Here is a 22,432-nt window from a genome sequence, read left to right as displayed (position 1 = left end):
CCTACTAAATCCATTTTATATGATTATAGATTACTGTCACTGGTTACTGCAGACTTCTCTTTCGCTGGTTTAGTACTCACTTTTTTGGAATAGCCAAATAAGAAAGTAAGTACAAAAGCAGTTACTAGAGCTGCAAGCAACGAAACAGCAAAGCCATAAAATTCAGAACTGATTCCGTCCGGATCAATAAACATCGGTATCCCAAAAACTCCCCCTGATGCAAATCCCCCATACATCTTCGCACTAAAGAAGCCGGCAATTGCACCACCAACGCCACCGCCGATACACGCCATAATAAACGGCTTCTTCAGTGGTAAGTTAACTCCATAGATGGCAGGCTCTGTAATTCCTAAAAATCCTGAGATGGTGGCAGTGGTTGATAACGATTTCATTTTTGTTTCTTTTGTTCTTAAGGAAACAGCTAAAGCCGCTCCAGTTTGAGCAAATACAGTACAATACAGTAATGCATTTATAGGATCAAATCCTAATGTAGTGATATTATTGATAAATATTGCGATAAAGGCCCAATGCAGTCCAAACATTACTGCAATTTGCCAAATTCCCGCTAATAGTAATCCCGCAATAACAGGGCTTAATGAGTATACAGCCATCGCTCCCTTAGCTAATAATTCACTTGCATATACAGAAACTGGTCCAATTATAATAAAAGATAATGGAACAATTATGACAGTAATAAATAAAGGAACAAAAATCAATTGCAATGATTTAGGAATTACTTTCAGCAGCACTTTTTCTAATTTAGCTGTTAAAAACGAAGCTAGTATGATCGGAATAACCGATTGCGTATAATTCATAAGGATAACGGGAATCTGAAGAAAACTTAATGCTTCCCCCGCATTATAGATTTCAATCATTGTCGGATAAACAAGAGCCGCACCAATAGTTGCTGTAATATAAGAATTCGTTTTAAACACCTTACCAGCTGAAAATCCTAACAGGATAGGCATAAAATAGAAGAATGCATCAGATGCGGCGAATAAGATCTTATATACTCCCATTTCTTCATCTATCCATCCAACCACCGTCAGCGCTACCAAAAATCCTTTTAGAATCCCAGCAGCTGCCATCGCTCCCATTACAGGCATAAATATACCAGAAATAAGGGACACAAATTTGCTAAACAAACCTTTTTTTTCATCCGATTCTTCCGCAGCCTCTACATTTTGAGAAGTTCCTCCCCCAATTAAATTGACCACTTCTGCATATACAATAGGAACTTGATCACCAATCACTACCTGGTATTGCCCTCCGCTAATAACCACGGTCATAACACCATCCATATCTTTGATGACTTCAGTATTTGCAAGTGATTGATCCTTCAGATTAAATCTTAACCGTGTTACACAGTGTATAACACTATTGATATTTTCTTTCCCGCCCACCTCTTGAACAATCTTCTTAGCAAGTGCTCCATAATTCATTTTTTGGCCTCCAATCAACATTATCCTAACTAGTTAATTAAATAACATGCATTTAAAAATTGGGGATACAACAAGAACCTCAAATAGATTGTAAGAGCATTCACCTCCCTTACATAAATTAAAAGCGCATTCATTTACAATCTTCTTAGATTAAGAGAGTGTGCACTGCTTTCATCCATTCCGCATAATACCGCTCGCTCGTTTCTCTATCCATTTTTGGGCTATAAATACGTTTTTCATTATTTAACTGAGATATTTCTTCAACTGATTTCCACATATTCATTCCAAGACCACCAAGATAAACAGAACCTAGTGCTGACAGCTCAGAAACATGTGAAACAATGACTTTGACTCCTAATAAGTCAGAAAGAAACTGCATTAGAAATTCGTTAGCTGTTGCACCGCCATCCACCCTTAACTCTTTTACCACTACGTTTGTTTCCTTATATATTAATTGAATAATATCTTTTACTTGGTAAACGATACTTTCTAACCCTGCTCTTACTAGATGTGACTTGTTTGTGTTTCTGCTCATCCCAGTAATTCCTGCCTTTGTATTGGGACTCCAATACGGTGCACCTAGTCCTACAAAAGCAGGAACTAAGTATACTCCTTCATTATTATCTAGTGTTTCTGCCAATATCTCGGCTTCTTCAAAAGTTGTGAAAAGAGTAAGATCCTCTTTCATCCAGCGGATAATATCACCTGTTGTATTAATAATCCCCTCTAAAGCATAGTGAACATTGCCATTGAATCCCCAAGCTATTGAAGTAACTAACCCTTCTTTTGCTTGAACATATTCATTTGTATACACCATTACAGAAGTACCTGTGCCAAAAGTAGCTTTTGCCATCCCCTTATTAAAACACCGCTGCGCAAATAAAGCTGCTTGTGAATCGCCTATTACTCCCGCTATCGGCACCTTATGTATTAATAGTTCACTGTCCTCGACCATTCCAAATATACGATCAGAAAAATTTACTTCAGGGAGCATTTCCTTTGGTATTTCAAAAATCCTCAGTAATTCATCATCCCAACATAAAGAGTGAATATTAAATAAAAGTGTTCTACTTGCATTCGTTACATCTGTGGCGTGAACCCTTCCATTTGTCAATTTCCAAATTAACCAGCTATCAATTGTCCCAAGTAGAATCTCTCCCTTTTCTGCTCTTTTTTTGAGACCTGGGACATTTTCTAAGATCCATTTTGCTTTCGTTGCCGAGAAATATGGATCTATCTTAAGTCCTGTCTTCGCATGAACCTTTTCTTCACAGCCCTTTGCTTTCAAAGAAGAGCACATAGACGTCGTTCTTCTGCACTGCCACACAATCGCGTTATATACCGGCTCACTCGTATATTTATCCCAAATAACAAGAGTCTCACGCTGATTCGTTATTGTAAGGGTCTTCATTTTTCTCATTAAAGATTGATTTGAATCAACAATACTATTTATTACTTTCTTCACATTATCATATATCTCAATCGGGTCATGTTCCACCCAACCCGACTGAGGATATAGCTGCTTATGACTTGTCGTTTCTTTTGCAATGATAGAACCCTTTTCATCAACAAGTAATGCTTTTGTGCCAGAAGTACTTTGATCTATTGCTAGGATGTAACTATCGCTCATCGCTGTCTCCTCCTATTGACCAAGTAATTTTCTAGCGATACTTGAAATATTCTCAGGACTAATTCCATAATGTTGAAATACTTCTTTCGTGGTTCCAGCTACTGCTGGTTCATCTGGAATTCCTATTATTTTCACGGGAACAGGACATTTATTGGAAGTCACTTCTGAAACCGCAGAACCAAGCCCGCCATATATGCTGTGTTCCTCGATTGTAATGATGTATCCCGTTTCTTTAGCTGCCTTGATAATCGCTTCTTCATCTAGTGGTTTTATCGTATGCATATTTAGGACCCTGCAGCTAATCCCTGCTTCCTTTAGCAAAAAGGCAGTATCAAGCGCAACACGTACCGTCTCCCCAGAAGCAATAATCGTTAAATCACCGCCCTCATGCATCGTAACAGATTTGCCAATTTGAAAGTCGTACTCATCACTTTGATAAGAGTCTTCTACTGGATTTCTACCAATTCTCATATAAACAGGTGTATCATAATCCACTAATGCTTCAATCATTTTTTTCGTTTCATGACGATCAGCCGGCATCATAACATGTAAGCCTGGTATCGCTCTTGTCACCGCTAAATCTTGGACAGAGTGGTGAGACATTCCAAGCGCTCCATAGCTGATACCACCGCTGATTCCAATTAGTTTCACATTTGTTCTTGAGTAAGCGATGTCCACTTTAACCTGCTCTATACTACGCATACTGAGAAAACAAGCTGGAGAAGCAACAAATGGTATTTTTCCAGAAGCAGCCAATCCCGCTGAAATCCCTACCAAGTTTTGTTCAGCAATTCCTACTTCCACTAACTGTTCTGGTAATGCATCTGCAAAAGGAACCATCGAAGCCGAACCTCTAGAATCACTTGTTAAAACGAGAATGTCCTTATTGTCCATTGCTAAATCTAATAAAGTATCGCTTACCACTGTCCGGTTTGCAATTTTATTGCCAGTATTTTTTTTTAGTATGACGTTATTCATGCTAATACCTCCAAACGCTTAGAAAGTTCCTTCATTGCCAGTTCATATTCTTCTTGAGATGGAACATGATGATGCCAGCCAGCCTCATTTTCAGCGAAAGAAATTCCTTTTCCCTTAATTGTATTTGCGAGTATAATAGTAGGCTTCCCTTCTGTCTTCGGGATTGAATGAAAGACTTGCACTAATTCAGCTATATCATTGCCATCCACTTCGATAACGTCCCAGCCAAAGCTCTCCCACTTTTTATCAAGAGGTTCATTGCTCATTACATCATCTGTACTGCCCGTAATCTGCAATCGATTTCGATCCACTATTCCTACTAAATTATCAAGCTTATATTGCGATGCTGCCATAGCGGCTTCCCACACAGAGCCTTCCGCGAGCTCTCCATCACCCATTAATGTAAAAACTCGATAATCCTTATGATCCATTTTGGCCGCTAATGCCATTCCTACGGATATGGATAAACCATGTCCTAATGCACCGGTATTCATTTCTACGCCAGGAACTTTATTGTTTGGATGCCCGATAAGTCTTGTATTGAATTTAGAAAATGTCTTTAATTCTTCTTTTGGAAAGTAGCCTTTATCCGCTAAAACAGCCCAATAGGATTCAACAGCATGACCTTTACTCTGAATATACCGATCTCGTTCTTCCCAGTTTGGATTAACTGGATCATTCTTCATTACCTCATAGAAAAGAACGGTTAAGATATCTGTATTGGATAAGGATGAACCGGTGTGGCCAGTGCCAGCCTCATAAACCATATCAATCACTGTCATTCTAATTTCTGCGGCTTTTCGTTCTAATTTTTTTATATCTATCATAATTATCTCCTCCATTGCATCAATAATTTATGTCACTGCCTCGCAGCCATGCGCGAATTTCCTCTTCAGTTGGATCAACTGGGTCGGGAGTCAATCCAGGAATATACTGACATGCTTCATAGATTATTGGTATTACATTGGCATGAATGCCTGTAGAATGGTGAATATATGGTCCCTTCACTAATTTTTCTTCCCAAAGCGGCCAATCATTTACTTCAACCCACACGTAGGAGCCTCTTGAATACGGTCCTTCTATCCCTCTTGCCTTTCCTAAAAAGATGGAATATTCCCCATTATCACCATCAAAACGAGCAATGGTCATTTCGCCCCCTTTTATTTCTCCTTCATGTGTACCAGGTGAATGATCATCAAATAAAAAGTGTTTATTCAATTGCGGTTTTTCTTCCACACTTAAAGAAACCGGGAAATTACCACAATGGAATAACAGTTCTCCATTTGGATTTTCGGGATGCCTAATCGTAATGTCCGCAAAAAAGGTTGGCAATGTATTTAGTGTTGCTGCTTGCACCATGATTGAAGTAATTGCGCCATGAATATCGGTTTCACAAGTAACAGGTATTTGCTCATCTGTCAAAATCGCATTTGCAAGGCAGGGCATAATTCCAATAATGTCTTGCAAAGTGGACCAGCATTGAATAGCAATAGCAGAACTGCCTGTTTCTTCCGCGTATTGCTTCATACCAACTTTTAGTGCAGCAATCCGACGAACATCTTCTTCCTTAACCGTACTCCAATCAAGTGTTTTTTTAATATAAGCTACTGCTTGCTCAAGTTCAGCGCCGCCCTCTTTTTCAATCTTAAGTGTTTTCTGTTTAATTTGATCTAAGGTAATCGGATATATTTGAATTCCGAATTTCTCTAACAATTCTCCTTCATTACAAATGACCGACCAAAAATCAGAAGGTCTTGTGGAGATTTGAAGGATTCGAAGTTTCCTAAAATGCTTAACAACATTTGCAGCCCCTATAAAGTTTTTAAAACCCCTCGCAAAAACTTCAGAGTCAACACTACTGTTTGTTATGTAAGTAAATTGGACCTTAAACCTGCGCAATACTTTTCCTGTCGCAAAAATTCCACATTGCGTATCCCGCAGTCTCATTCCATTTTCCAAAGGAGCTTCATCTCTAGGTCCCCAGATTAATACAGGCTTATCGATAGCCTTAGCAATTTTAGCAACAAGATCTTCGGTACCGAAATTACAATGGGGAAAGAATAATGCATCAACATCTTCCCTTTTAAATCGTTGAATGATTGCCTGCTCATCTGCACGATTATATAGTAATCCTTCTTCATTGATTCCTTCTAAATCCACAATCTCCATATCCAAGCCGAAACTTCTTATCTTCTCTTTTATTAGTTCTTTATATTTGTAAGCATCCTCTTTACTAAACACGAATCTCCGTGTTGGCGCAAAACCTAATTTAAACTTTTCCATGATATTCCCCCAATTGACATTCACTACTAAACTTTCTAAACTATCCTAAACTTTTCTAAACCGTTATAAACTATACAATTACATAATAAGTTTTGATTTATTTCTCGGTATTAGATTAACACCTAAACTAAATTAAAGTCAATAATTTTATATAAACTTTATTTGTTTTTTACCATATTGTAAACGTTATTTTTAGTTAAGTTTAGTTAAATCGTGTAAAAAACCCTAATAAAATAAGCATTATAGTAATCATTTAGTAGTTTGCTAGTTTGACACAACTAAACTTTTTAACTAAACTAATATATATACTCATTGGAAAATTTTTATTTACTTATATAGGGTGGAGGATTTAAATGAAGATAGATGATATTGCACAAATAGCGGAGGTATCCAAATCAGCTGTTTCTTTGGCGTTAAATGGAAAACCCGGTGTTAGTCAAGAAACGAGAGAAAAAATATTAAAAATCGCAAAGGAAAATGGCTATAACCCAAGAACTTTTTCAAAAGGGAAAAATACTTCTCCAACTAAAATATTTCGTTTTGTAGCATGTACCCATACCGGTATCGTTACCGAACAATATCAGTCGCAGTCTTTTTTTATGGAATTAATCAATAATATTGACCAGTCTATCTCATCAAAAGGATATTCCTTAATCATCTCCTCTATAAATATAGATTCGCTCGAGCAAGAAATAACGAATCTTGAAATGCAGCAACAGTCTTCTGGTATATTGCTGTTAGGGACCAACCTGACTGAAGAACAGATTAAAACCGTTTCTAAGCTGCAGCCAAATTTAGTTGTTTTAGATACTTGTTTTGAAACTTTGGATATTAACTTCATTGTGATGAATAATATCATTGGCGCTTACCAAGCGGGGGAATATTTGATTGAGTTAGGTCATAAGGTAATTGGATATGCAGAATCGGTTTCACGCATGTATAATTTTGATGCGAGGAGAAAAGGATTTCAAAAAATAATGAGTGAAAATGGATTAACCATTAAACCTGAACATATTTTCAAAATGTCTCCAACCGATCTTTCTGTGCAAGAGGATTTCAAACAAAATATAATGGAGTTAAAGGATAACCTACCATCCGCTATATTTTGTGAATGTGATTACATGGCGATTAGTATCATTAAATCACTCCATGAATTAAATATCCATGTACCGGAAGACATATCCATCATTGGATTTGATAATATTGTTGAATCTCAAATTGTCAGCCCAGAACTCACAACTATTCATGTCAAGAAAGACAAGATTGCATCACTAGCTGTTGAGAAGCTTATCCGAGAAATAGATGAAAACGAAGAAGATAAAATGAAAATATTTATAGATACAGAATTAGTGAAACGGAAATCTTGTGTAAAAGTTTCAAATCAAAAAACGATACTAACCTAATAACTAAAAGCAGAATCTAATTAGACTCTGCTTTTAGTATATTTACGACTATCAAACTCCAGAATACGAAGAAAATCCTCCATCAATCGGCAGTGTCATGCCTGTTATAAAGCTTGAATTTTGTAACAGCCATACAACGACATTATCACATAGAATTGACAGCCCAATGTATCAAACCTGTCATTATAAGCAAAAACACCATAAAGAAGGTGAAGTACAGCATAAGTCTCTTTATAATGTTTATTTCTATTATTTGCTTATACGTTACAAACCCTAGCACAATCGATATCAGCCATACAATCATTCCTTGAACGGAAAATAAATACGGTGAATTTGCTATCCATAATCCGGTAACAAGGAAATAAAAAAGCATCAAAAATAAAGCTAATCCCTTCATAATTCTCCCCCATTTTAATTACCTAATAATTAATCCTATTTCTATTATATAGTAATCCTATGTACATAGAAATACTATATAGTTAACAATAAAGCTTCTATTAAATATAGGCAAATAACATGGAAAAAAACATAAATAAATAATAGTGATATAATCAAGGACATAATCAGTTCATACTAATAAAAGAGGATAAAGAAAGGAACTAAACTTTATGACAACGAGAAAAGAAATTTTTTCTTATGCAAAAGAAAAGTATGGTACAAATCCAGAGTATCCTTGGAAAAAATTCCAAAACTATGCTGTGTTAAGACATGTTAATCAGGGCAAATGGTATGGTTTAATGATGAATGTTCCTAAAAACAAATTAGGATTATCAGGAGAAGAAGTAGTAGATGTCTTAAATGTAAAATGTGAACCAGAATTAAAAAATCTACTTCAGAAAGAAGAGGGAATCTTAACAGCATACCATATGAATAAGGAACACTGGATTTCTATCATACTTGATAGCCCATACCCTAAAGCTGACATCTATAATTTACTAGATACTAGTTATCATTTAACAAAATAAAATATGTTTATGTTTATTATAACCTTAAAAAGTTACAAAGAGATAATTTGCATTATAATGAATTCGTCCATAATCTACAGTTCTCTCTAGTTTATAACATCTACATTTGTAATATCATAATAAAGGACCCTGCTTTAAAAAAAGGAAGAGTCCTTTATAAAACCCTAAATCTAGCTATTCAATATGGCAGGAGATAAAACCATTTAAGCTGATTATGAAATTAATCTGTGTATATGAACAGCAATATGAACTATTTCCTTAATGTTGAATGTGCCATTCCTAGCTTGAGATACAAACTAGCAATCTGTCAAAAAGCATATTATCTATATCCTTCACTTAGCCAACACTTTACATTCCATGAAAAAATTAGATCATTTTAACAGTCTCATTTTATAAAGAACCACTCTTATAAAAAAGCAATCTCCCTCATTGCTATAAGTATCCCTCCATCTAATAACTACTTACCAAATCCTTTTTTTTCTTAGTAATTATTTTAGTTTCGGAAACGAAAAGGCCAGTTAGAGTAAGCAGGATGCCAAGAGCTGCCATCCAAGTTAGAGGCTCCTTTAAGACTATCATCGCCGTGATAACAGTAATTATGGGAACAAGATAGATATATACACTTGCTTTAATTGCCCCTAATTTTTTAATGGCTAAATTCCAAGAAACAAAACAAAGTGCCGATGCGCCTAACCCCAGAAAAATGATGTTAAATAAGTAGATCGGCTGGGCAAAACGTTCGATTCCTAGTTTAAAGTCAAACAAATATAAAACAGGGATCATAAATAAAATACCGTATAAAAAAATCCGCCTTGTGGCTTGAATCGTATTATATCCATAACTACTAATTTTCTTCGTAATAACAGAATAGATAGCCCATATAAGAGTTGCTGCGACAGCTAGTAGATCACCTAATGGATTTACTTTAAAATTAGCAGTGCCATTAAAACTAATGAGAAAAATTCCTATTAAAGCTAGAATAAAACCAATGAAGAAATTTAATCGCAAGGGTTCACTTTTCAAATAATAATAAGTGAGAATAGCAGTGAAAAATGGCACCATCGCACTTATTACTCCTACATTAGAAGCAGTAGTAAAGGTCAAAGCAATATTTTCTAAGAGGTAATAAAGTGTTACCCCACATAACCCCGCAAGTAAAAATAAATAATGATGCTTTCTATTTTTCATTTTTAATCGATATGGATAAATGATGCTCAAGGCTACAATTCCAATAACAAAACGAAAAAATAATACCTCAATGGGAGTAAAATCAGTTAATAATATTTTTGTAGATATGTATGTTGTCCCCCAAATCAATATCGTGATCATTGCTGAAATATGTCCAAACTTCATCTTGTTCGCCACTCTTTCCTTCTAGTTGAAACGATTTAATTTACACTATCTATATATATATTTCGGTATTGTCCAGGCGTTAATCCAATAAAGTCCATAAAATAATGGCTGAAATGGCTTTGATCCACAAAACCAGTCTGAGCAGCTACATCGGTTGGTTTCATCCCTTGTTCTAATAGCTTCTTTGCTTTGTTGATACGCACTGTCTGTAAATACCGATAAGGTGTAATTCCGCGAATTCGCGCAAATGAACGTAATAAGGTGTATTTATTCATATTGCATACCGCCACCAAATCATCAAGAGAAATCGGATCAACATAGTGCCTTTCAATAAATTCACAAACTTTTGATATTTCCTTGGCCATCTTATCCAATTTAATGTTTTTCTCTATGGCACTATATTCTTCAATCAATTGTTCCATTAAGAAATAAAAAGTTTCTTCTTTCTCCAGATCTCCTAACTCAGCCATGATCATTTGATGCAGCCGCTTTAATAATTCTGCATGTTCACTACGGAAGGCGACTGGACCTTTAAAGGAAGGCAGATAGTCTTTACCAGTGATTTCTTCAACTACTTTTCGCATTACTTCTGGCGTAATATTTAAACAACGATAATCTAAGGGCTCATCATCCATTTGTTCACAAGCATGATTATCAAATGGATTAAAAAAGATAAGATCTCCACTATTAATAACATAATCTTTATTTCTGCATGTCAATTTTCTTTGACCACTCTCGATAAAGCCAATAACATAATATTCATGAAAGTGATTGGGGAATTTTTGCATAATCCCGTGAAAACGATAGGCCTCAATTTGCAAATCTTCATCATAACAAATTTTTCTTTCTTCCCTTCTCATCTGATACCGCTCCCCCTTGTCTTCTGTTTAAATAGCTTAGCATATTTTTATTAGTTGTTCTTGTAGGATATTGACTAAAAAAGCTTTAAGCAAATAAAAAAAGCGTCAAACCATTTATCCTGGTAATAGACGCTCCTATCAAAAAAGTTACCTCACTTTTTCCATAGCTTAGTTCAAACTCATCATCAAAATTTTGTTCCTCTAATCAAAGAATCATTTTCCGCAAAGATGCTCTTCTTCTTTTATGGTTAGCCTAAAGAGACTAGCTTTATTACATTTCGAAGAAGTTATCTCTTTCTACTTTGCACACTCTTAGCGCAAAGCTCTGGTACCACTCTTTTTTTCCTAATTTCTGCGCAGCAAGATGGACGGAATTTTCCTTCCAATTCTTTATTGCCTCTAAGGAATCCCAATAGGAAACAGTAATGCCCAGTCCCTCATCACGTGCACTTTCTACACCTAAGAAACCTTCCTGCTGTGAAGCTAACTCTACCATTTTATCCGCCATTTTTCCGTAGCCTTTGTCACCTTCCGTTCGCTGGGAAGAAAAGATAACCGCATAGTAAGGTAGTTTAGGAGTTTTAGCAATCCCATTCATTTTTAGTTCCTCCAATACGTCTTATTTTCCAATCACTTTTAATAGATGATTATAGCATCGTTTTACCTTTAGTCTGGTAAATTGCTATTTAACAATTGATTATATTCACTCCAAAACTCATCATACATATTTTTATCAAAGTCATCAGCAATTCGTTTCTCTTTTGAAGAACGAAAGAAATCCCTTGCCTCTATTGTAAATTGACAAACTTGAAATGTATATTCGTTTCTACTAAGCTTAACATTTAAATCGGGATAGTAGATGCTGCCTGATTGATTGTCGGTACTAGTAAACTTAACAAAATCTGAAAGAAATACGTCATCCCCACAATGTTTTACTGTCCAATGAATGGAAATAGGACAACTCGTCATCAATATTAAACCACATCCATGGAGAATTAACCCTTCATCATCCTCGGGAGCACAAAGATAATCATTATCTAATGTTCGTAACAAAGCTAATGCCGATTCACTAATCCCCCATTCTTCATCTATTCCGGATTGAGTAATAACGGTGTCATTAACCTTTAAATATATTTCTCCATGAGAGCATAGATCCTCTTCTGAATCAGTTGATCCTAGCCAGTATTGTTTCTTGATATTGATTTTAAACAGTTGCATTGTTTAACCCCTTATAATCCATTTCTAATTTTATTCAAACTTTTAATTGCTTTTATTACTACGTCTGGACGATCAAGATAAATAGAATGACTAGAATTCTCAGCAAAAATTAATTCACTATCTTTACTAAGTCTAGCCTGTTTCATAATAAGCTCTTCCCACTTATCTTCTAATTTTCTCATCTCCCACTCGGGCAGTCCCTCCGCAATTCCCAATTGAATGTTATATTCTTTATCTCGTCCAATAACTATTAGAGGCAAATTGGGAAAAACCCCCAACCTCTTTATTCGTTCTCCATCCTTCTTCCAATTACACATTTCCAGGTACATCGTTTTATATAAGGCAGGACTTGTCTGAAAGTCAAGGACATGCTCTTGGAGATGAAGTGGTAGATTTTTTTGTTTATCCGTAAGAGTAGGTTTTACTATTTCTTTTAGTTCAGCTGGTTTCATTAGCGAGTAAGAATGGCATTTCTCTAACCAGACCTCATCCGTACCAGTCTCATCTAGCACTTGTAACTCTAATTCATCTAATTCTTTTAAGTCAACAGAAGTGGAATCAATCAATACGATTCCGGCAATTTTTTCTGGAAAAACCTTGGCATAATGCTGTGCACATAAACCACCATAAGAATGTCCAACTAAAATAACGGGCTCAAAAATATTTAATCCGATCAACAATTGACTTAATTCATCTATAACTGCGTTCGTATTACGTATCTCTTCACTTAATGGACTAAGCCCGAGTCCTGGTCTATGAAACATAATGACTCTGTTTGATTTCGCTAATGATTTTGTTACTTGATACCACTCATAAAACGAACAACCCATTCCTGTAAGTATAACAATAGGAATTCCTTTACTGCCTATATGTAAAAGTTCTATTTTCTTCTCTTTTACCATTATAAATTGGTTAATCTTATTCACCCCTGCTTTGGAATAATAGTTCTATCTCTTCCTTTTCCAATAACTTACTTATTCTATATAGTCTTGTATATTCCTTCTTCTGTTCCATGCCCTGATAGTTTGATAAAACATCCTTGTTTTTTAGTAAGATAAAGCAATTAATTCTATTTAAGTGAATGATGATAAATAAAAACAGACAACATTAGTTGTCTGCAAAAAATAGAAATTATGTTACCTGCCTTTATGTTTATTTTTAGCCTTTTGAACCATGCAATTTCTAATATACGTCTTTTTTTCTTCTCTTAGCTGTTTATTTTTAGCTGATTTTACTTTCTTCCGTTGTTCATATTCAGCCTTGATGGCTTCTTGTGCTTTAGAAGAAACAGAGCATTGCTTTAATTCTTTTGAGACTTTTCTTTGAATTCTTTTAGGATTAATTTTCTTTTGTGATTTCTGACAAATATGTATCCCTATTTGTTGATTAGATTCAATTACCCTTAATAATTTTCTGTTCACAAAATCTAATACTTCCTGATCTTTTGGTTCTTTACCGAAAATATATCGGCAGGCTTTAAGTTTATTTTCAGACACAATTTCTATAAGCCCTATATAAAATTGACCATCATAATAAATGGTTAGTTTCATTATAGGTCCCTCCTCCAGTTATACTAGAACGATGGACATCCCGAGGAGGGGAAGGCTACTGACATTAAATTTTTTAATGCATTCGGACTACCAACCGAATTGTGTTTTTTCATTCCAAAATATATTATACAATAATTTACTTTTTATGTAGAGGTAATAGTAAAAGATAGTTTTACTCTGTAACTGATCTTACTGAATTATTCTCCTACGTTTATGATAAAAGAATTTCTTTATTTAATACAGGAAAGCCGCTTAGTGCCATAAGCGTATTAAAAAAACTCGTTTAGCAATTTATCTGTTGTAAGTATTGTGGCAAATTCTTCGTGCAATGTAGCTAGAGATATATTATGGATAGCAGCTGCATCATAATATGTACCATCTTGGTCCTTCATACCAAAAGCAGCTGTTACAAGTAAATCCCCATTAACCTTTTTTAGGGACTATTTGTAATCTCTGCACAGTGAAATTATACCTGTGCTAGCCCGCCATCTACGAACAATTCAACACCCGTCAAGTAACTGCTTTCGTCTGAAGCAAGGAAAGATACAGCGTTTGCTACTTCTTCAGGTGTCCCAACTTTTCCAGCTGGAACAGTATTTTTGCTATTTTCCATTACTTCTTCAAGTGCATCACCAAAAAGCTCATCGTATGCAGGTGTAAGAATAGCTCCTGGACTAACCACATTTACACGGATTTCAGTACCTTTTAGGTCAAGAATCCAGTTGCGAACTAGTGCTCTTAATGCTGCTTTAGATGCTCCATATACACTAAACGCTGGGTTGCCAATTGATCCAGCAGTAGAGCCTGTTACAATAATTGAACCTACTTTGTCCGGGAATAGTGATAACGCTTTTTGAACAGTAAAGATGGTTCCTTTAACGTTAATGTCGAACGTTCTATCAACCTGCTCTTCAGTAATTTCACCTAATGGAAGGAAGTTGCCGATGCCTGCATTAGCAAAAAGAATGTCCAACTTACCTTTTTCCTGCTTTATAATGTCATATAGTTTGTCTAAGTCTTCAAGCTTAGAAATATCACCTTGAACACCGGTTACGTTCTTGCCAATTTGGTTAACAGCTTTATCAAGTTCGTTTTGTCTACGTCCCGTGATATAAACATATGCACCTTCGTTTACAAATTTTTGCGCTGTAGCAAGACCAATCCCACTAGTTCCACCCGTTACAAGCGCTATTTTACCTTCAAATTTACCCATACTTAACACTCCTTTAGAATTAATTTTATTTTATGTCTAGTACCTTAAGTACTTGAAGAACAACTTACAAGATATAGTATCCTTCAGTAAGCACATTATCGGAAGTACCCACTTTTTTGTGATATAGTAACTAAAAAGTAATAAATGTGGAATGGAGAGCTTTAGACATGAAAAAATTTAGTTGTGGGTTTGAAGTGACAAAGGAAGTTATTGGCGGAAAATGGAAAGGCCTTGTATTATACTTTTTAATGAATGGACCAAAGAGAACGAGTGAATTAAAGCGCATTATCCCAAATATAACTCAGAAAATGCTTATTCAAACACTTAGAGAGCTTGAAGCCAGTGGACTTGTGAGCAGAAAGATGTATAATCAAGTACCACCAAAGGTTGAATATTCATCCACTGAACTTGGAGAATCTCTTAAACCTATCTTGCAGGAGCTCTGTCAATGGGGAAGCCATTATGCGGAGCAAGAGTATGCAGAAGGTGAATATGAAATTGTACAACCAGAACAAGTTTCATATCAAGATAATATAATTTCATAGAGATCTAAAGGGATTAGTCATCTTAATCAATACCTTCAGAATAAGGTTTAGGAATACTTGAACGTACTATCAAGATATAATTACATAATGTAATACCGCATTACCTAAAAACACGGAGCTACTTTAGATTAGATGATTCTTATTATTATTTTAACTTTATAGTTTGGTGTATCTGATATATTTTCTAAAATTACAAAAAGAGAAAAACAATATATTAAAAACTATTTCAGATGATACTATTAAAAATTAGTCGAGATAAACTCGGCTATTTTCATTGCTTAAATTTTCTCTTGTTATTCAATTATCCTGCCCTGATAGCGATATTAGAAATACCTTTTTTTAACAAAAAGAAGCGTTAATCCTTCTTAACCTAAATTATGGTTTAAGACAGTAAAAGTCTAATTCTATTATATTCACACGAATATTCACTTTATTTTTGACTGCGTATTTTTCTTGGATATTACCTTTTTATAGACATTCAAATTTTTCTTCTCTGTAATATTTATTAGAATACTGCAGCCCTATAACATTTTCCTATTATAAGTAAAAAAAAGCTATATTATTAGGGTAGGAGTTTACTAATATTTTCGAGTGTATTTACATGTATATTTTTTCTTCTTGCTTCATCAAGAATTAATTTGGCGCTGCGTCCAGTTATAGTATTATTTCCTTCCATTAAAGATCGTGCTGTACTTCCACTTTTAAAGATAAACTTGGACATTATAATCCCTATAATTTTTGGTGATATCGTTGAAAAGTAAAGTATTTAAAGCATCATAACTCATTCCTCGCTCCTTCATTATAGGCTTTAGCTGTCTAAGATTGATGGAAATGTTTCCTAAAGCATCGATAGAATCCATCAATCCTATAAAACTCCCTTCTTTTAAAACTTCTATTTCAACTGCTACATTTAAGAGGAAGTGGTTCAATAAGAACTTTTTAAAGTTAGTCTGCCTTTTAACGCTGAATTCTGCTTGCTCAAATAATGTGTATACTTGCTGTACTCGTTCTTTCGAAGCCATCCCTATATCACCTATTATTATAATAGAAGAAAACGCACCATTAATTGTGTTTATCCCTACTGTTCCCCCGCCAGCAACAGGAAACCCGAATATAAGTTGAGATTGTGGTAATATTTCTGTCTGCTTGATTGGATCCCAAAAATTATTAAAAAACAGTACAGTGGCCTTATTCACCTTATTATTCAATGTTTTTACAACAGAACTAATTTGTTCAATATTGACGCTCACAAAAATCAAGTCATAGTTATGGTTTTGGGGAATTTCATATATTAAGTTAGTTTCCCACGATACATTAATCTTTTTAGACTTCCGTTTCCTCCAATCGTCTAGCTGCAAATTCAGCATTCGCGTATACTTATCTATTGATTCTGATCTAATATAAAAATCAATATTATTTCCATTTTCTTTAAAGATCCAAGCATATTGAGTAGAAATCACCCCACGCCCAATAACTAAGATATTCATTAAATCCCCCTCCAGTTCGTTCATTGAACAGTTGTTGATTTAATAGTATCATTTGTATTACAGGAAACAATCATCAAAAGGCAAGATATGTTGATTAATGAACATGATACTAAAATTGTTGAGGTGTGGAGATGGAAAGAAGAAAAAGGAGAACGCAAAAGCTGATAATAGACACTTTTTTCTTATTACTTAATGAGAAACCGTTTGATAAAATCACAGTAAATCAAATTACAATATTAGCTGATATTAACAGAGGCACTTTTTACCTTCATTATCAGGATAAATATGAATTACTGGAAAAAACCATTAAAACCTATATAAATCAAATGGACCAATACTGTCTTCATAATCAAGAAATGACTATTAACTCACTTACTTTAGCTTTTAATTACTTAAAGGAAAATTACAATTTTATTGAACCCTTATTGAGGAATGAAGGGTATCAACTATTCCAACACGAACTCAAGTCATCTATATCTTCCTTTATTGAAACTTCAGACTTATTTGATCTCCGCGTTGTTAGTATTTTGAAAAGAAGGGCTATCATATCAACTATTCTAGGAACTATTGAATGGTGGTTAGCTGAAGATGAATTGAACACAGCTCCATCAGAAATTGCTGCTGAATTAAAAGATATAATCTTTTCCATCATTACATAAATTTATTATATAATCTTGGTTTAAATATGGGCTGCTTCTCTTGGGGAGTATCGATAGTAAGAACACGAAATACCATTTCCTTTTCTAAAGAGATATTGTTGATTTTTTCGTGATTAACAGCTTTAAACTTTTTGAAAGACTTTTAACCTAACAAAATTCTGTGTTAGTAAGTGCGTAATCATAGTTACTGTCGTGTTTAGTAGGGGATTTATACTTGTGCTATCCGGTAAAGGCTATTAATAGCTTTTCGCCGCAAATTTAATTATCTTGTAAAACTTGAAGCTTTCTCCCCTACTTTTCCTTAACACTAGAACCGTTATTTACATTTTTCGCCTGAACTCCTCCAGCTTGTTTTAAACAATTGCCTGATTTTATTATTTTATAACGTTTAAGTTCAACTTCTTTATTACACACATTGCAATAGCTTTTCGGTCAAAAGAAACCCTCTATAGTAGGGCGTTGTACCAAATATCTCCATTAAATATACGGTTATTATCTACCAAAACAACTCTTAAGTTTCCAGAAGAACTTAAACGTAATTTTTGTTGATAATACCTTAAAAGTTGCTGCTCCGTACGATTATCGCTTTTATAGTGTAAAATGACTAAACTTTTATTTTCTTTCTCTACCAAGCTTCTGAACATTCCATTTATATGGCCATCATCTCCGTTAAAACCATAACCAATCACACATACTATGTCTGATTCAACAAAATGATCATAAAGATCAACATACTTTCTTGACATACTGACAGAAGTCAAAGGTTTAACACCACTTTGAGTAAACATAAATGGTACAAGAATTATTCCTTGTCTCTCCTCGGAAGAAGGTTCTGTTAAAATTTCATTTTTGTATGGATCATAGTATTCATTTACACTTCCATTTAAATGATACACAGGTGTTTCTGCGATTTCCGTCCCTGCTAATACCTGTTGTACAAAATTGTTATAATTGGTAGTTCCCACAGCTTTAATATGAAAATAATTTCTTAAATTTATTAAGTCGTGATAATATCCGGGACCATCTGAAATTCTTGTTTCATCAACATGGACTTTATTAGTAATATATCTTTGAACAGTATGAAGGAATATAGCAATTCGACTAAATTTAGCCCATTGCGCTTTAGGATTATACAGATATCTAAAATGACTATCTATTAAAGCTTGGTAATCCATTGCTTGACAATAAATTTCTTCTAATATGCTTCTACCAAGTTCTCTAAACACTGTAAGTCCGTCTGTATCTTCCTTTAAATCAATCGAGGTTTCTTCAATTACAATTTCCATTCCAGTTTGTCCAACACCTTGATAATTCAAAGAAAAAACCCCCGATAAATCATCAAATACGTTTAATTCATCAGGTGCTGCAGTAAACAATTCTTCGTTTAGCTGCGAAACAAGACTTTGACCAATTGCTCCAACCAATAATTCCAAAAAAGCCCTTACAATTCTTTTCAAATAACGATCTGTTGGATATTTTTCTAATAATCTTAAGTATGCTGAAAAATAGTCAGATTCAAACAGCAATACACTGGAAGCAAGCTTCTCATTTAACCGAATTGCTTGATTATATCTCATATCACCAATTTGTTCGCCTGTTTCGTTTGTAAACTTATCACGTATTATTGTTTCATTAAACTTCCATTTATTTAACAACTCGGAAACGTTTTCATCAAAATGATCCAGATAATCCAAAATGTTGCTTCTTCTATTTTCTAAACTAGAGGCAATAAGGCCTTCAAACTCTCCTTTTCCAAAAACATTTAATCTCTTACTCGCATAATTATCTGGAAGCCATTGAGTAGCAATCTGTGACCTAGAGTCTAGGCTTTGAATCTGGCTTCTAAATGTTGCTTTATCTTCTTCATTTGAAACTCTAAATATTTCTAATGCAAATTTCCCTCCTGACGGCAAACCATAACCTATTTCTGCACCTGCTCCGAAAAATACTGATAATGTTGGTAAACTCAATCATTTTCACCTCATCCATCTATTTTTCTATTATTTTACTTCAATATTCAAAAGCTTACAAAAATAAATATTTTTAGTAAAACAAGCCTATGTTTTTTCGAAATTTATATCTTCTATGGTATACCTATTTAATGGCACTCACACATTCTCCCACAGTACTTAATTTCTTATATACGTAGTTTTATGAGAAACTGAGCATCCATCCCTAATGAACTACGCTCCATATTTCTTGGAGCCTAATAACCTTTTTCCTATATTCCTACTTCTTAGGAAAAACCATGAACAAATAAAAAAACATCATTAATACCAAAGCATATAAACGCACAACGAATGCCATCTTAGCTAGCTCAAAGTCCCTTTAAAATAAAGGGGTGATTATGTATATTTAGTAATCAGCAGCCCTCGGTCTTTTTGCCATTCTGCATAAAACACTTCCTTATACTTTTTAATTTTTTCTTGCTTTAATTGTCTATGTAACCACTCTTCTGTTAACCCAGCCAATTGAAGATTTTGAGATTGTAATTTCCCATCCATAATAATTGCAAAGGATATCTCTACTTGTTTAGGAGGTATGGCTAAATCCTGCGCTGTTGGAACACTAAATGCATGTTTTGGTGCAACACTTATTTTCCCGTCTCTTTCCAAAATTACATATTCTGCTTCATAGATAGAAAAATATCCCTGCTGTCTCATAAGCTGCTGTAATTGGTTTAGATCCATATTATTTTTTTTTAGCTGCTTATAAATAATCTCTCCTTTTTCAATTAAGATCGTGGGATTACCTTCAAAAAAACTCCGGAATTTTAGAGATTTTTGCGTTAAAAACTCTACTAGATAAATTAGTAACCCCCATATAACAATGCTAAATACTATCTCCAAAATTCCTGTTCTTCTTTCAAAAATTGCGTCCCCTACTAGGTTTCCCATTACCATGGCCGTGATAAAATCAAAAGGAGTTATTTGTGAAAATTGAATCTTCCCAAGTAATTTAAGGACTATTAATAAAGTTAAGAAACCAATAATCAATTCAACTGTTATGTCTTTGTACATTAGTATTTCCCCCTAATTAAGCCGTAATTTTCAAATCGTCATTTTCCATCTCTCACACTTTTGCACAATCCTAATTCTACATCGTACATATTATGTTATATCCGATTAGTACGAATATCATACAACGGCTTTAAAATGCAAAATTAGGAGCGTGTTCGGAAAAGAAAGTGTGGTAAATAAATGTACTTAAACAATCCTGCCCGTTCGTACAACAACAATAGGCTGCCAAAGCAGCCAAACGATCTTATACTAATGCCCCCATTACTTTAAGGACCATACTTCACATCATCTTTTTGTGTTCTCACCAGATCTTTATATGTTTTATACTTTGCACGTTTCATTTAAAGACGAACAGAGCCATAATGATTTCGCCCCTCAAAAAGAAAAGCAATGATACTCTCATAATAAGGTATAAATTTTTTCAGTTCGATTAGCTCCAAGATTTCCTCTTTAGAAGCCCATTTGGCTGCTTGTACCTCTTCAATCTGTAATGTCAATTCATTCAAATCAAAGTCATATTCAATTAAATAAAAATCATCAAAGCCACGTTCAAAGTTAATAGTAAATTGTGGACGAATCTTTTCAAAGTTATAATGAATCCCCAACTCCTCGAATAGCTCTCTTGAAGCAGCCTGCTGACTTGTTTCGCCTGCAACCGCACTACCACCACAAGTGATATCCCAAAGGTTCGGCCATCCTTGCTTAAAGGATTGACGCTGCTGAATGAGCATTTCACCTTTTGAATTAAATATACATATGTGTACTACTAAATGAAACTCTTCTGGTTTCATTTCATCTCCACGAGTTATTTGTTTCTCTATTTTATAACGATGTTTATCAAATAAATCCCACTTTTCCATTGCAAAACTCCTTATGTATATTATTGTAATAAGGTTCCCAGTATACTATATAATCAGATTATCATCATGAATTTCACAATAGATATTTAAAGAATCGGATAAAAGTTGAGTAACTTTTCCATAACGACGATTAGTAATATTTTTTACTTAGAGTTGAAAGTCCGCAAAAAAAAACTGTCCATCTCCTTATTGAGCTAAAGCACCCGTTCGTATTATAAGGTCATCCAGAGAAACTATTCTTACCCACATATCATTTTATATCAAATAGAGCACCTCCCCAAAAAAAGGCACTCTACACACACGAATCATTGAACTCCTTGTTATTCTTTTCCGCTATATTCTAAAATATTTAAACTCTCAGATGCCTCTGGTGCTTCAAAAAATTTAGTAACATGAATAAACACCGCTTCCGTGTCAAAAGCTGATCTTTCTGGTTGTTCATTACGCCTTTGTGCGATTTGACGTAAGCATTGCTCGTTATTTAGATTAAGGAAAATTAGTTGATGGTTTGCATTGACCTCTGACGCCATATCCAAAAACCACTTTCGCAGTTTTTGAGTGTTAGCTGGAAAATCCATCACTACATCTGTACCAACACTTAATATGTTTTGGACATGCTTTTTCACCAATGGCTTGAGCTGCGCTGAGAATTTTAGATAGTCCTCAAATGATGCAATTTGATTGGGATAAAGAGATGAAAGCCATTCATCCTCAGACAACAGTACCGCATGTTTGTCTATCGCCAATTGCTTTGATTTAGTTGATTTTCCAGCTCCCATTTTTCCACAGAAAAAGTATAGTGTCCCCAATTTTTTCATTTTTTTCAACCCTCTCAATTATTTTAGTTTAAACTTTTTACTTCATGAGTTCCCCATAGTTATTATCCTCTTATTAATATTTAAACGTTAAGATTTATATCCAGTATACTTATTCTACCGATTTCGTTTATTTTCCTTTTTTAGCAAA

The 22,432-nt window shown here is 34.5% G+C and carries 22 protein-coding genes and 1 pseudogene; 4 read left to right on the top strand and 19 right to left on the bottom strand.

The window, feature by feature from the left end; all coding sequences use genetic code 11:
- Window positions 1-23 precede the first annotated feature (23 nt).
- From MHH96_RS10905 to MHH96_RS10885, 5 genes are all read right to left on the bottom strand, one after another.
- Complete coding sequence (locus MHH96_RS10905) at window positions 24-1,442, bottom strand: PTS transporter subunit EIIC (RefSeq protein WP_053215706.1); 1,419 nt, start codon at window positions 1,440-1,442, stop codon at window positions 24-26.
- Window positions 1,443-1,587: 145 nt separating this feature from the next.
- On the bottom strand, window positions 1,588-3,072 hold the full coding sequence (gene glpK, locus MHH96_RS10900) for a glycerol kinase GlpK (RefSeq protein ID WP_061797800.1): 1,485 nt from the start codon (window positions 3,070-3,072) through the stop codon (window positions 1,588-1,590).
- Window positions 3,073-3,084: 12 nt separating this feature from the next.
- Window positions 3,085-4,050 carry a transketolase family protein gene (locus MHH96_RS10895; protein ID WP_047942785.1) on the bottom strand — a complete coding sequence of 322 codons (966 nt, stop codon included), beginning with the start codon at window positions 4,048-4,050 and terminating at the stop codon, window positions 3,085-3,087.
- On the bottom strand, window positions 4,047-4,877 hold the full coding sequence (locus MHH96_RS10890) for a transketolase (protein ID WP_412759303.1): 831 nt from the start codon (window positions 4,875-4,877) through the stop codon (window positions 4,047-4,049). Before MHH96_RS10890 ends, MHH96_RS10895 begins: the two co-directional genes overlap by 4 nt.
- Window positions 4,878-4,896: 19 nt before the next feature.
- Entirely contained in the window at window positions 4,897-6,333 is a 1,437-nt protein-coding gene (locus MHH96_RS10885) for an L-fucose/L-arabinose isomerase family protein (RefSeq protein WP_095258729.1), read from the bottom strand.
- 353 nt (window positions 6,334-6,686) lie between these two features.
- On the opposite strand from MHH96_RS10885, the gene MHH96_RS10880 reads away from it, so the two are divergent.
- Window positions 6,687-7,736 carry a LacI family DNA-binding transcriptional regulator gene (locus tag MHH96_RS10880; RefSeq protein ID WP_144546739.1) on the top strand — a complete coding sequence of 350 codons (1,050 nt, stop codon included), beginning with the start codon at window positions 6,687-6,689 and terminating at the stop codon, window positions 7,734-7,736.
- Window positions 7,737-7,881: 145 nt separating this feature from the next.
- Here the strand turns inward: MHH96_RS10880 and MHH96_RS10875 are convergent, their stop codons facing one another.
- Window positions 7,882-8,133 (bottom strand): hypothetical protein, encoded by a 252-nt coding sequence (locus tag MHH96_RS10875; RefSeq protein WP_144546741.1) that lies wholly within the window; start codon window positions 8,131-8,133, stop codon window positions 7,882-7,884.
- A gap of 211 nt (window positions 8,134-8,344) precedes the next feature.
- Between MHH96_RS10875 and MHH96_RS10870 the strand changes: the two genes are divergently transcribed.
- A complete protein-coding gene (locus tag MHH96_RS10870; RefSeq protein ID WP_047942789.1) occupies window positions 8,345-8,701 on the top strand; it encodes an MmcQ/YjbR family DNA-binding protein in 357 nt (118 codons plus the stop codon).
- A 450-nt stretch (window positions 8,702-9,151) separates the two neighbouring features.
- On the opposite strand, the gene MHH96_RS10865 is transcribed toward MHH96_RS10870, so the two are convergent.
- The 8 genes and pseudogenes from MHH96_RS10865 to MHH96_RS10830 form a co-directional block, all read right to left on the bottom strand.
- Window positions 9,152-10,054 (bottom strand): DMT family transporter, encoded by a 903-nt coding sequence (locus MHH96_RS10865; protein ID WP_144546747.1) that lies wholly within the window; start codon window positions 10,052-10,054, stop codon window positions 9,152-9,154.
- Between the two features lie 35 nt (window positions 10,055-10,089).
- Window positions 10,090-10,914, bottom strand: a complete 825-nt coding sequence (locus tag MHH96_RS10860; protein ID WP_047942791.1) for an AraC family ligand binding domain-containing protein — start codon at window positions 10,912-10,914, stop codon at window positions 10,090-10,092.
- Window positions 10,915-11,185: 271 nt separating this feature from the next.
- On the bottom strand, window positions 11,186-11,512 hold the full coding sequence (locus MHH96_RS10855; RefSeq protein ID WP_047942793.1) for an antibiotic biosynthesis monooxygenase family protein: 327 nt from the start codon (window positions 11,510-11,512) through the stop codon (window positions 11,186-11,188).
- A 68-nt stretch (window positions 11,513-11,580) separates the two neighbouring features.
- A complete protein-coding gene (locus tag MHH96_RS10850; protein WP_047942795.1) occupies window positions 11,581-12,132 on the bottom strand; it encodes a hypothetical protein in 552 nt (183 codons plus the stop codon).
- A gap of 11 nt (window positions 12,133-12,143) precedes the next feature.
- Window positions 12,144-13,058 (bottom strand): alpha/beta fold hydrolase, encoded by a 915-nt coding sequence (locus tag MHH96_RS10845; protein ID WP_236691796.1) that lies wholly within the window; start codon window positions 13,056-13,058, stop codon window positions 12,144-12,146.
- A 210-nt stretch (window positions 13,059-13,268) separates the two neighbouring features.
- Complete coding sequence (locus MHH96_RS10840; protein ID WP_047942797.1) at window positions 13,269-13,682, bottom strand: YjdF family protein; 414 nt, start codon at window positions 13,680-13,682, stop codon at window positions 13,269-13,271.
- A 269-nt stretch (window positions 13,683-13,951) separates the two neighbouring features.
- A pseudogene (locus MHH96_RS10835) lies at window positions 13,952-14,089 on the bottom strand (cysteine hydrolase); the annotation flags it as partial.
- 59 nt (window positions 14,090-14,148) lie between these two features.
- Entirely contained in the window at window positions 14,149-14,895 is a 747-nt protein-coding gene (locus MHH96_RS10830) for an SDR family NAD(P)-dependent oxidoreductase (RefSeq protein ID WP_047942799.1), read from the bottom strand.
- A 167-nt stretch (window positions 14,896-15,062) separates the two neighbouring features.
- Here MHH96_RS10830 and MHH96_RS10825 point away from each other — a divergent pair, with 167 nt between their 5' ends.
- The gene (locus MHH96_RS10825) at window positions 15,063-15,440 is read left to right on the top strand and encodes a winged helix-turn-helix transcriptional regulator (protein ID WP_047942800.1); all 378 of its coding nucleotides are present in this window, start codon (window positions 15,063-15,065) and stop codon (window positions 15,438-15,440) included.
- 701 nt (window positions 15,441-16,141) lie between these two features.
- On the opposite strand, the gene MHH96_RS10820 is transcribed toward MHH96_RS10825, so the two are convergent.
- The gene (locus MHH96_RS10820) at window positions 16,142-16,927 is read right to left on the bottom strand and encodes a ketopantoate reductase family protein (protein WP_047942801.1); all 786 of its coding nucleotides are present in this window, start codon (window positions 16,925-16,927) and stop codon (window positions 16,142-16,144) included.
- 131 nt (window positions 16,928-17,058) lie between these two features.
- Here MHH96_RS10820 and MHH96_RS10815 point away from each other — a divergent pair, with 131 nt between their 5' ends.
- Complete coding sequence (locus MHH96_RS10815) at window positions 17,059-17,586, top strand: TetR/AcrR family transcriptional regulator (RefSeq protein WP_047942802.1); 528 nt, start codon at window positions 17,059-17,061, stop codon at window positions 17,584-17,586.
- 446 nt (window positions 17,587-18,032) lie between these two features.
- On the opposite strand, the gene MHH96_RS10810 is transcribed toward MHH96_RS10815, so the two are convergent.
- The 4 genes from MHH96_RS10810 to MHH96_RS10795 form a co-directional block, all read right to left on the bottom strand.
- A complete protein-coding gene (locus MHH96_RS10810) occupies window positions 18,033-19,556 on the bottom strand; it encodes an SIR2 family protein (RefSeq protein ID WP_047942803.1) in 1,524 nt (507 codons plus the stop codon).
- Between the two features lie 375 nt (window positions 19,557-19,931).
- The gene (locus tag MHH96_RS10805; RefSeq protein ID WP_047942804.1) at window positions 19,932-20,606 is read right to left on the bottom strand and encodes a DUF421 domain-containing protein; all 675 of its coding nucleotides are present in this window, start codon (window positions 20,604-20,606) and stop codon (window positions 19,932-19,934) included.
- 341 nt (window positions 20,607-20,947) lie between these two features.
- Window positions 20,948-21,466 carry an NUDIX hydrolase gene (locus MHH96_RS10800; protein ID WP_328282854.1) on the bottom strand — a complete coding sequence of 173 codons (519 nt, stop codon included), beginning with the start codon at window positions 21,464-21,466 and terminating at the stop codon, window positions 20,948-20,950.
- A gap of 320 nt (window positions 21,467-21,786) precedes the next feature.
- Window positions 21,787-22,284 carry an AAA family ATPase gene (locus MHH96_RS10795; RefSeq protein WP_047942806.1) on the bottom strand — a complete coding sequence of 166 codons (498 nt, stop codon included), beginning with the start codon at window positions 22,282-22,284 and terminating at the stop codon, window positions 21,787-21,789.
- Window positions 22,285-22,432: the final 148 nt, after the last annotated feature.

The organism is Niallia sp. FSL K6-0212 (genome assembly GCF_038007605.1).
Lineage (GTDB): Bacteria > Bacillota > Bacilli > Bacillales > Cytobacillaceae > Niallia > Niallia circulans.
The sequence above is the reverse complement of the archived record's forward strand: the minus strand, read 5'-3'. Positions and strand labels throughout refer to the sequence as shown.